General features: G+C 64.8%; 9 protein-coding genes and 1 pseudogene. 6 read left to right on the forward strand and 4 right to left on the reverse strand.

Annotated elements, in window-relative coordinates; genetic code table 11:
- Positions 1–24: 24 nt before the first annotated feature.
- Positions 25–2,316 (reverse strand): FdhF/YdeP family oxidoreductase, encoded by a 2,292-nt coding sequence (locus tag HDG39_RS30555; RefSeq protein ID WP_184011405.1) that lies wholly within the window; start codon positions 2,314–2,316, stop codon positions 25–27.
- A gap of 135 nt (positions 2,317–2,451) precedes the next feature.
- On the opposite strand from HDG39_RS30555, the gene HDG39_RS30560 reads away from it, so the two are divergent.
- Together HDG39_RS30560 and HDG39_RS30565 are read left to right on the forward strand one after the other, a co-directional pair.
- Positions 2,452–4,191 (forward strand): RecQ family ATP-dependent DNA helicase, encoded by a 1,740-nt coding sequence (locus tag HDG39_RS30560; RefSeq protein ID WP_184011407.1) that lies wholly within the window; start codon positions 2,452–2,454, stop codon positions 4,189–4,191.
- A 102-nt stretch (positions 4,192–4,293) separates the two neighbouring features.
- Positions 4,294–4,809, forward strand: coding sequence for a hypothetical protein (locus tag HDG39_RS30565; protein WP_184011409.1), 516 nt, complete (start codon positions 4,294–4,296; stop codon positions 4,807–4,809).
- Positions 4,810–4,956: 147 nt separating this feature from the next.
- Here HDG39_RS30565 and HDG39_RS30570 read toward each other — a convergent pair whose 3' ends face one another.
- Positions 4,957–5,820, reverse strand: coding sequence for an MBL fold metallo-hydrolase (locus HDG39_RS30570; protein WP_184011411.1), 864 nt, complete (start codon positions 5,818–5,820; stop codon positions 4,957–4,959).
- A 77-nt stretch (positions 5,821–5,897) separates the two neighbouring features.
- Positions 5,898–7,112, reverse strand: coding sequence for an NO-inducible flavohemoprotein (gene hmpA / locus HDG39_RS30575; protein WP_184011413.1), 1,215 nt, complete (start codon positions 7,110–7,112; stop codon positions 5,898–5,900).
- 153 nt (positions 7,113–7,265) lie between these two features.
- Between hmpA and HDG39_RS35955 the strand changes: the two genes are divergently transcribed.
- From HDG39_RS35955 to HDG39_RS30590, 3 genes are all read left to right on the forward strand, one after another.
- The gene (locus HDG39_RS35955) at positions 7,266–7,565 is read left to right on the forward strand and encodes a hypothetical protein (RefSeq protein ID WP_409259222.1); all 300 of its coding nucleotides are present in this window, start codon (positions 7,266–7,268) and stop codon (positions 7,563–7,565) included.
- A gap of 721 nt (positions 7,566–8,286) precedes the next feature.
- The gene (locus tag HDG39_RS30585; RefSeq protein ID WP_184011415.1) at positions 8,287–8,604 is read left to right on the forward strand and encodes a hypothetical protein; all 318 of its coding nucleotides are present in this window, start codon (positions 8,287–8,289) and stop codon (positions 8,602–8,604) included.
- A gap of 87 nt (positions 8,605–8,691) precedes the next feature.
- Positions 8,692–9,282, forward strand: coding sequence for a hemerythrin domain-containing protein (locus tag HDG39_RS30590; RefSeq protein ID WP_184011417.1), 591 nt, complete (start codon positions 8,692–8,694; stop codon positions 9,280–9,282).
- A 139-nt stretch (positions 9,283–9,421) separates the two neighbouring features.
- Here the strand turns inward: HDG39_RS30590 and HDG39_RS30595 are convergent, their stop codons facing one another.
- Positions 9,422–9,700, reverse strand: a complete 279-nt coding sequence (locus HDG39_RS30595; RefSeq protein WP_184011419.1) for a hypothetical protein — start codon at positions 9,698–9,700, stop codon at positions 9,422–9,424.
- Positions 9,701–9,830: 130 nt separating this feature from the next.
- On the opposite strand from HDG39_RS30595, the pseudogene HDG39_RS30600 reads away from it, so the two are divergent.
- Positions 9,831–9,965 (forward strand): annotated as a pseudogene (locus HDG39_RS30600) (IS6 family transposase); the annotation flags it as partial.
- Positions 9,966–10,056: the final 91 nt, after the last annotated feature.

The following is a 10,056-nucleotide window of genomic DNA, read 5'->3' on the forward strand; positions in this document are numbered from 1 at the left end:
CTCTTTGTATCCACGAAGCACTGATCACCGCGTGGCCGCCAGTACGCGCACCGGAATCGACTTCGCGCCCGGCACCTTGCTCTCTTTCGCGTAGTGCCATAGCGGCAGCAGCGGATTGCATTCCGGGTAATAGCCGCCGATGCATCCCTGCGGCACGTCGAACGGCACGACGGTCAGTCCGTCGACGTGCCGCTCGACGCCGTCGTCCGCAATCGTCTCGAGGCAGATTCGGTCGCCGTGCGCGAGTCCGCGCTTTTCCATATCGGCCCGATTCATCAGAATCACCATGCGCGAACCCTTGATGCCTCTGAAGCGGTCGTCGAGGCCATAGATGGTCGTGTTGAACTGGCTGTCGCTGCGCAGGGTCATCAACCGCAGCGAATCGGGCTCACGCTCGGGCATGTCCGGATCTTCGCCGATCGAAGTCGGCACCATGAATTCGGCCTTGCCGCTTTTGGTCTTCCACTTGCGCTCGCGCGCCGGCAGCGGCCGGATCACGCCGCCGGGTGTCCACATGCGCGCCTCGAAGTCAGCGAACATCTCGGGCCACGTCTTCGCCATTTCCAGACGCACGCGCGAATAGTCGTCACGCCATGCATCCCAGTCGACGCTCGAGCGCTCGCCGAGCGTCGCCTTCGCGATGCCCGCGACGATGAACGGCTCCGAGCGGATCGTCGGCGCGGCCGGTTCGGCCATGCCACGCGAGCCGTGAAAGTGTGCCGTGCTGTCTTCCATCGACACCGCCTGCGCGCCGCCCGCCTGCCGGTCGATCTCGATGCGGCTCAGACACGGCAGCAGATACGAGCGCTGGCCGTGCACCAGGTGGCTGCGATTGAGCTTGGTCGCCACGTTGACGGTCAACCCGAGCGCGGCCCACGCCGGTTCGGTGCGCACCCGGTCGGGCACCGAGCGCACGAGGTTGCCGCCGAGGTTGATCATCGCGTTGACCTTGCCGTCGAGCATCGCCTCGAACGCCTCGACGATGTTCATGCCTTTCTCGCGCGGCGGCTCGAACGAAAACTGTCTGGCCAGTTGATCGAGCGGCGCGAGCTCCGGCTTTTCGGTGATGCCGACCGTGCGCTGCCCCTGCACGTTCGAATGCCCGCGCACCGGCGACGGCCCCGCGCCCGGCTTGCCGATATTGCCGCGCAGCAGCAGCAGATTGCATAGCATGCGCACGTTCTGCACGCCCATCCGATGCTGCGTGAGACCCATGCCGTAATGGATGATCACCGCGTTCGCCTTGATGTACTCGTCGGCGGCTGCCTGGAGCGCGTCGCGCGGCAATCCGCTCACTCGCTCGATGTCGTCCCAGCTCGCGTCGCGCGCGTACTGAGCGAATTGCTCGTAGCCGTTCGTATGCTCGCGGATGAAATCGACGTCGACGACGCGCGCGTCGGCCGTGCTCACCGCGCGATCGTCCGCTTCGATGACGAGCTTGCAGATGCCGAGGATCGCGGCGGTATCGCCACCCGTCTTCAGCTGGTGATATTGCGTGCTGATCTGCGTATCGGTGGGTGTGAGCATCTGCAACGCTGACTGCGGATTTGCGAAATGCAGCAGCCCCGGCTCGCGTAGCGGATTGAACGTGATGATTGGCACGTCGCGTTTGCGCGCGTCCTGCAACTGATGCAGCATGCGCGGGCTATTGGTGCCGACGTTCTGGCCGAAGAAGAACATCAGGTCGGTCTTCTCGAAGTCGTCGAGTGAGACCGTACCGACGCCCACGCCAATCGCTTCCTTGAGGCCGACACTGGTGCTTTCGTGGCACATGTTCGAGCTGTCAGGCAGATTGTTGGTGCCGTACATGCGCGCGAAAAGCTGCAGCATATACGAGGTTTCCAGTGAAGCGCGGCCCGACGTGTAGAACACCACGCTGGCCGGGTCCAGCGTACGCAGCTCGGCGCCGATCGCATCGAATGCTTGCTGCCACGGTACCGGCACGTAGCGGTCGGTAGCCGGGTCGTAGCGCAGCGGCTCGGTCAACCGCCCCGCTTCCTCGAGATCGTGGTCGTGCCATCTGGCGAGCTCGCTGACCGTGTGGACCTCGAAGAAATCGGGCGTGACGCGTTTGGCCGTCAGATCCCACGCGGTCGCTTTCGCGCCGCTTTCGCAAAACTCGAACGTATGCGGATCGGCCGGCTTCGCCCACGAGCAGCTGACACACATGAAACCGTCGGGCTTGTTCTGATGCATCAGAACCTGGCTATCCTTCAGCGGTGCTTTTTCCTGCAGCAGGATTGTCGCCACCGCCTTGACCGACCCCCATCCGCCCGACGCGTAGGGATACGCGTCGCTTTTGTCTTCCTTGTTCATGAGTCCACCCGTTTGGCCATAAATATCACGTCATAACGTACCAGCACACGGCGTTCCCGCTGCGGCGCCCGGTCGCGGTACGGTGTTTGCTATCCGCAGGCTGACTCGCCGTGCCGCAAGCCAACCGCCAACTTCATGACCGACACCTCCATCGCGCGCGACACGTCCGCCCGTCTGAACGCGATGCGCAGGACGTTGCGCGAAGTGTTCGGGATCAGCCGGCTGCGCCCCGGCCAACGGGACATCATCCGCAGCGTGCTCGAACGGCGCGACACACTCGCCGTGATGCCGACGGGTGCGGGCAAATCGCTGTGCTACCAGTTGCCGGCGCTGCACCTCGACGGCTGGACGCTGGTCGTGTCGCCGCTGATCGCGTTGATGAAAGACCAGTTCGACAAGCTGCGCGAGGCCGGCATCGACGCCTGGCGGATCAATAGCACGGTGCCGGCCGCCGAACTGCGCGAGACTTACGATGCGTTGCGCAGCGCACGCCGCGGCATCGTGTTCGTCACGCCCGAGCAACTGACGCGGCCCGAGCTGATCGACGCATTGCGGGCGCGTTCTCGGCAACGCATCGAACTCGTCGTCGTCGATGAGGCGCACTGCGTATCGCAGTGGGGCCACGATTTTCGGCCGGCATTCCTGCGCATCGTCGATGCGGTCAAGGCGCTCGGCAAGCCACCTATCCTCGCGCTGACCGCGACGGCCACGCCGGACATCCGCGAGGACATCGTGCGTTCGCTGGGCCTGCGCGAGCCGCGCATCGTGAACACCGGCGTGTATCGCGACAATCTTCACTATCGGGTCACGCAGGTGTCGGTCGTGGACGGGCGCCAGCGTGCGTCGGCGCGCGCGCGAGAGGCCAAGACGGCCGCGTTGCGCACGCTGCTCGCGAGTGAAACCGGCCGAGGCATCGTCTACACGGCGACCGTGCGCGAAGCCGAACAACTGGCGGCGACGGTGCGCGGCTGGGAAGTTGCCGCCGCCTGCTATCACGGCCGTATGTCCGCGCGTGAGCGGCATGACGCGCAGGAGGCTTTCGTGTCGGGCGACGTGCGTGTGATGATCGCGACCAACGCGTTCGGGATGGGTGTCGATATTCCCGATATCCGCTTCGTCGTCCACTACCAGATGCCGGGCAGCATCGATGCGTATTACCAGGAAAGCGGACGCGCGGGACGCGACGGCGAGATCGCGCGCTGCGAACTGCTGTTCGATCTGAACGATCGGCGCGTGCAGCAGTTTCTCGCGCTGGGCCGCTATCCCGATGCCGCGCTGCTGCGCCGCATCTGCGACGCCCTCGCGCAGCGTACGACATCGCCCGGTCCTGGCGTGAGCGCGCGCGAACTGCTCGATGCGGTGCCTGACCTCGGCCGCAACAAGCTCGCCGTCGCGCTGAAGATATTGACCGACTCCCGACACGTGTCACGCGACCGGCTGCAGCGGTACCGGTTACGCGAAGTTGGCGAGGACAGCGCGATCGATGCCGCGGTCGAACGCTATGCGCAGCTCGCGACGCGCGATCGCGACGCACTCCAGCAGATGATCGACTACGCGCAAACCGGCGGCTGCCGGTGGCGCGTGATGCTGGAATACTTCGGCGATGCGCAGGGTTTCGAGCGTTGCGGCACCTGCGACAACTGTCTGAACCCGCTCGAAGCGACACTCGAAGCGCAACGAACCACCCCCGAAGACAAAAAACCGCCTCGCCACGCCAGCCAGAAACCTCGCTTCAGCCGCGGCGACGCTGTCCGCGTGCGCAAATACGGCTCGGGCCATGTGGTGTTTTCAACCGACGAACAGGTCGCGGTGCTGTTTCCCGATGGCTCGACCCGCACGTTCATGGCGAGATTCGTGAAGGCCGAGATCGCGTGATGCGCGGCATCGTCCGCGCGGAACGCGCCATGCTGCTCCTCGCGCATACCGCTGTCCGCGATCATGGGGCGTGCGTTTGCGCGCCCGAACCGGAGCCCCGCCATGAAAATGCTCGAATACCAAATCGGTTCGCCGTGGTATCAGGCCATCTGCGCGACGCTGCGCCGGGCCGTGCCATCGGGGCTGTTGGCCGGCTGCCTGTCGGCGGCGACCGCCGCGGCGGCATCCACGGACGCATCGGGCAGCCCGCTCGCGCCGATCAATGCCGTCACCCATTGCCTGTGGCCGCAACGCGCGCTGCGTGAACGCGGCTTCAGCATCCGCCATACGGTGACCGGCTTCGCGATCCATCAGGCAGCCGCGATCTTCTGGGCAATGATGTTCGAGCAACTCGTTGACCGGATGGCCGGCCCCGACCCATCGCGACGGCCCGGCGCGACCGCGGTCGCCGCGGCCACGACCGTGGCGAGCGCGTATGTGGTCGACTACAAGGTGGTGCCCAACAGGCTCACGCCTGGATTCGAGGCGCATCTGTCGCGCCGCTCGCTCGGCCACGTCTACGTGGCGCTCGGCGCCGGTCTGCTCGCGGCCGCGCTGCTGCGGCGGCCGGATCGATAAAAAGCGCTCGCGCAAAAAAGAGCGACCAGCCATCAACCGGCATGGTCGCTGCAAGCGCATTTGAGAACGCTGTCCCATGGAGTCCAGGGTGAGCGCAACACGTGAGCGAGCGGCGCAGCAGCGGGCGCGCGCGCAAGCCTGCGAGCATCACGCCATCTGCTGCGCCGGCACGGCCACCGAACGGCCCGCCAGCCGTTCGAATTCGTCGACGTCGTGGCTGCAAAAAATCGTCAACGCGGGACTCGCCCGCTTTGCCAGATCGCGCAGTCGGCGCTGGTTGTACAGTCGTGCCGCGCGGTCCTTTTCGACCATCCACTGATAGAAGCGCAAACCGGGTGCGCAATGCGGACGCACCGGGTCGAGCTCGCCGTTGTCGAAGTAGGCATCGCCCGCGAGCAGCAACCAGCCGTCATCGCCGTGCACGGCGACGCCCGCGTGACCATAGGTGTGGCCTCGCAACGGCACGAGCGCGATCTCGCTCGCGAGTTCTTCGATCGGATGGACCTTGGCGAAGCCCTCCCAACGCTCGGTGTACTGCGGCGAATGCACGCGCCACATGTTCTGGTACGACCACTGCTGCGGCCTGAAGCGCTGCCGGTCGAGCCACGTCTTCTGCTGCGCCGCGTATTGGCGCTCGCTCGCGAGCATATGCACCGTCGCGTGCGGAAAGTCGTCGAGTCCGCCCGCATGGTCGAAATCGAGGTGCGTCATCACGATGTGGCGCACATCGGCCGGGTCGAAACCGAGCCGCTCGATCTGCCTGATCGCCGTCATTTCATTTCGAAACTCGGGCTTCAGCAGCCTCAGGAAGAATTTGCCGAGGCGCGAATTGGGATCGGCGACATCACGCAAGCCGAAACCGGTATCGACGAGCACCAGCCCCGCCGGACTTTCGACGAGCAGACAGTGGCAGGTCAGATGCCCGCGGCGGATCAACGAATCGGGGTGCCCGTTGAACAGCTTTCCGCACAGCGGGCAAGTCGAAATGCAGTTCAGATGATGCACTTTCATGCCGAGCTCCCGGTCACGGTGACTGCATTCCTGCTGGTCGCTTCCGCGGCAGCCGTCGCGCGGCACGACCGTACGCGTCATTCAGCGAACAGATCCGGTCCGAACACCTCGTAGTGAATCTTCGACTCGTGAATGTCCAGGTTTTTCAGTGCGTCGTGCTGCATCCGCATGAAAGGAACAGGACCGCAGATGTAGTAGTCGGCGTCGGGCAACAGGATCTCGTCGCGCAGCTTGCCGAGCTCGATGAAACCCGCGTAATCGTAGTCGCGGCCCTGCACGTCGGTATCGAGCGGCGCGTCGTAGAACACCATCGCGCGGAAATTCGGCTGGGTGGCGGCGATCTGCTGCAGACGGTCGCGCATCGCGTGCACGGCGCCGTTGCGCGCAGCGTGAACGAACACCACGCGCCGCTGCGGGTCCTGAATCGCGCGCTTCAACATGCTGACCATCGGCGTCAGACCGACACCGCCGCTGATCAGCACGATCGGCGTCTTCGCATGAACATCGATGTAGAACGTGCCGTACGGTGCCGCCAGTTTGACTTCGTCGCCGACGTTCACGTGATCGTGCAGCAGCGAGGACACATAGCCCGGCGGTCGCCCGGCCTCGCCGCTCTCGCGCTTGACGGAGATCCGATAGGTATGGCCATTCGGCACGTCGGACAAGCTGTATTGCCGGATCTGCTGCAGGCCGAGCGCGGACACATCGACGGCAATGCCGATGTACTGACCCGGCTCGAAGTTCGCGACCGGCTGTCCGTCCTTCGGTTCGAGAATGAACGACGTGATGACGCTGCTCTCGGGCCGCTTCTCCTTGACGACGAACGTGCGCCATCCGGTCCAGCCGCCTAACTGCGATGCGCGCGTTTCGCGCAATTCGGCTTCCATGCCCATCAGCACGTCCGCGAGATTGCCGTACGCATGGGCCCACGCGGAGATGATGTCGTCGGTCGCGGCGTCGCCGAGCACGTCCTTGATCGCGCCAAGCAGATGTTCGCCGACGATCGGATAGTGCTCCGCTTTCACGTCGAGGCTCGCGTGCTTGTTGGCGATATTGCGCAGGACCGCGGCGAGACTGCTGGGGTCCTCGATGTTCTCGGCGTACGCGTACACGGCGCGCGCGAGCGCTTCCTGCTGCTGCCCCTGCTCCTGGTGCGCCATGTTGAACACGTTCTTCAGTTCGGGATGCGCCTCGAAGAGCCGCCTGTAGAAACGTTGAATGATCGTATAGCCGTGCGCGGCCAGAACCGGCGCCGTGGCCTTTACGATGTCCTTGGTCTTCTGCGTCAGCATTTCTTTTCTCCTGCAGCAGGACGACTGGTTGCTCGCTGGTGCGCGCAGATCGAAAAAGTGTCGATACCACAGCGCGGTATCTGGGTTGATTGCCTCGCTCACATGCAAGTTCCGCTGAGATTGGCCCGCTGCTTCAAGCCTATCCAGGCGACCATGCTGCTCCAACCCATGCCGGCTGTCCACATGCCGAAGGCCACGGACACGCCGACGAGGAGCCGAGCGCGCCACGAGACACGCGACATCGGCCGCCGCGCACGCCATCCCGGGACCACCCACGAGGCCGCTGAACCGGCGGTGGACGGCGGCGCCGGCACCGCGTCGGTCGGCCTCGAAGCGCAACAGGAACCCGCGGTCACCGCGATGGCCACGCGGCTGCGCTCGGACCCGTCGAGCGATCCGACGACCGGCGCTGAATTGGGTAGCGAGGTGCCGCGCAGCAACGACCTCGGGTGAACGCGCCGCGGGAATATCTGATCGGTCCTCTTGCGGTCTCGCGCGTCAACGCAGCTCATGCGCGGCGCGCGTCTCATTACGGGCCAAAAAAGGTGTCGCAGAACTTGCCGGCCACGTTGCATGCCGGTTGACCCGAAGACTGCGCGGCGCCGCGTTCGGGCGACGTCGCGCATGCGGCGGTCGCGGCGATCGCGAATGTGATGACGAGCGTTCTGCGCAGCGCCGCCGCGCGAGATTTCCACACAGCGCCAGACGCGTCGCGGGTGGGATCGCAACTTGCGGAATTTCGCCGGCCCTGTACATCGACGGCGCACCGGCAGACTTGTCGGACATCAGGCATTTCGTCCCTCCACGCAGCAGTGCACATTTTGATTCAGACCGCGCTCAACAGGTTGCAGCCGATGGGCCAGCTCCTTTGCGCGCGCTGTCACCGCCGCTAACTGCGCGTTCCGGCAGGCCCGTTCGCAACGCCGTCGTTTCGACCACCCACTCGACGCACATTTTTGCGACCGCCAGCGTATGCTGCGACGAATCGTTGCTTCAGACCATGATGCGAAAACGTTGAAGCGATACAGGCGCGTCTGTTGCTTGCGCGGCTCGATACGCTCGAAGCATCGAGCCAGCGCCGCTCGAATGTGCGCGGCGGCGACGAGCGCCGCGCCCGTCGCGCGCGATCATCGCGCGCCGGCAAGTACCCACTTACGCGACGAAGGAAAGGATGATGCGGACCTACGAATATCACGGGTTCACGATCGAGGTTACCGTCGAGGCGGATTTCACGTTGCGCCCCGCCGAGCGCGCGGCGGTACGCACGCGCTACACGGCGGTGGTTCACATTTATCAGGCGGGCGCCGCCGTCGCAACGTTCTCGCCGCTGCGCTTCGGCATTGCGGGCGGCCGGCCGTTCGACACCGAGGCTGATGCGTTGATGGGCGGCTATAGCGCGGCGCGCGGAATCGTCGACGATCTGTTTGCCCGCGCGGCGGATGCCGCGGACTCCGCGCTGAACGCTTTCACGAGCAGTAAAGAGGCCCGCTAGCCGGCGCTGGCACCCGGTTGACCGATTGTTGGGCAGCGGGAATGGGGCATGCGGTACCCGCGAGCCCCCTTGTCCTGGAGAAACGCCATGTCCACTGACGCCTCATCGCTGTCGCCGTCGATCACGTCGATGATCCGCCTTGACCATATGCACGTGCTCGCCGCTTCGCACCGATATCACGCGTCCACGCCGTGGTGGCGCAAACGTGCGATCGTCAATGGCGTGTGCGACGCGCTCGAAATCCACGCGCAGCTGGAGGAAGAAATCTTCTATCCGGCGCTCGAGCGCGCGCTCGGCAGCGATGAAACGCTGAAGAAAAGCCGTCCCGAACACGACCAGATGCGCGCGACGATCGCGAAACTGCGTGCGATGGGCCCCGAAAACGCCGCCTACGATGGGCTGTTTTTTCAATTGATTCGCGAGGTTGCCCATCATGTCGCCGACGAGGAAACCGTCCTGCTGCCCGACGCCGAGCGCATGCTGAAGAGCGAACTGCAGTCGCTAGGCGCCGCGATGACGCGCCGCCGTATGCAGCTGCTCGGGGAGCGCCCGATGGACATCGCGGTGAATGCCGCGGGCACGTTTCCAATTGCCACGCTGCTGCTGGGATCGACTATTTTGCTGACGATGCGGCATTTTCTGCCGAGGTCGCGTCGCGCGGGGCGGGGGCGAAGTTAGAGGGAGTAGCGGATTCGCGGATGGGTGGTGCGGCGGCGTTTCGAAGCGGCCGCCAGCAGTCACTGCCTGAATCTCCGTTGGGGGCGCCGATGCAATCGTTACTCGACGCGACGTAGCAGTCACTGCCCCCGACCGTGCATCAATGATTCGCGCGGGGCGCCACCGGCATCCGCTCGCGCCGCGATTTCGTGTTGTCCGGCTCGACGAGCGTGGCCGCGACGCGGCGCGCATTCTCAGCCGCGATGTCCTGCGCGTCTCCCCACGACACGTGGCCGCAGGTCCCGCGTCGCTCGAAGACCGTGCCGTGTTCGCCGCCGCGCTCGGTCACGAGCACGATCCACTGGAAAGCACCTTCCGAATCCCTGACGACGGTCCAGCTTACGAGGAAGTCGGCCATCTCTATCGCCTGCACACGCATGTTCGGCTCCTTCGGTCCGATACATCGGCCCGCCTGGTCCCGAGATGCGCATTGCACGTGCCTGACGCGCATGGTTCTGTCGCGCTAACGCGGTGCGCTAGAATTCGCATTCCCTCACGAACCACGAACGAGATGGGCAAAAAAGGCGATTGCCCAAAATGTTGAGCCCGAGACTATCACTGTGGACAAGAGCGGCGCCAATCTGGCCGCGCTCGAAGCGCTCAACGCTGAGCGGAAAAAGCCAATCAAGATCCGGCAGAACAAGGCAGTATGACTTTCCGTGAGGCAGGGGCTGGCCAGCCGTGACGAATCAGACGCGGGTTAGCATTGCTGCCAGAGCCGCACGGTGTGGACAG

Origin of the sequence: Paraburkholderia lebeckiae, assembly GCF_014201005.1 — a bacterium.
GTDB lineage: Bacteria > Pseudomonadota > Gammaproteobacteria > Burkholderiales > Burkholderiaceae > Paraburkholderia > Paraburkholderia tuberum.

Coding starts and splice junctions, on each gene's coding strand:
- HDG39_RS30555 (WP_184011405.1), bottom strand. CDS start 2,316: ATGAACAAGGAAGACAAAAGCGACGCGTATCCCTACGCGTCGGGCGGA.
- HDG39_RS30560 (WP_184011407.1), top strand. CDS start 2,452: ATGACCGACACCTCCATCGCGCGCGACACGTCCGCCCGTCTGAACGCG.
- HDG39_RS30565 (WP_184011409.1), top strand. CDS start 4,294: ATGAAAATGCTCGAATACCAAATCGGTTCGCCGTGGTATCAGGCCATC.
- HDG39_RS30570 (WP_184011411.1), bottom strand. CDS start 5,820: ATGAAAGTGCATCATCTGAACTGCATTTCGACTTGCCCGCTGTGCGGA.
- hmpA (WP_184011413.1), bottom strand. CDS start 7,112: ATGCTGACGCAGAAGACCAAGGACATCGTAAAGGCCACGGCGCCGGTT.
- HDG39_RS35955 (WP_409259222.1), top strand. CDS start 7,266: ATGCTGCTCCAACCCATGCCGGCTGTCCACATGCCGAAGGCCACGGAC.
- HDG39_RS30585 (WP_184011415.1), top strand. CDS start 8,287: ATGCGGACCTACGAATATCACGGGTTCACGATCGAGGTTACCGTCGAG.
- HDG39_RS30590 (WP_184011417.1), top strand. CDS start 8,692: ATGTCCACTGACGCCTCATCGCTGTCGCCGTCGATCACGTCGATGATC.
- HDG39_RS30595 (WP_184011419.1), bottom strand. CDS start 9,700: ATGCGTGTGCAGGCGATAGAGATGGCCGACTTCCTCGTAAGCTGGACC.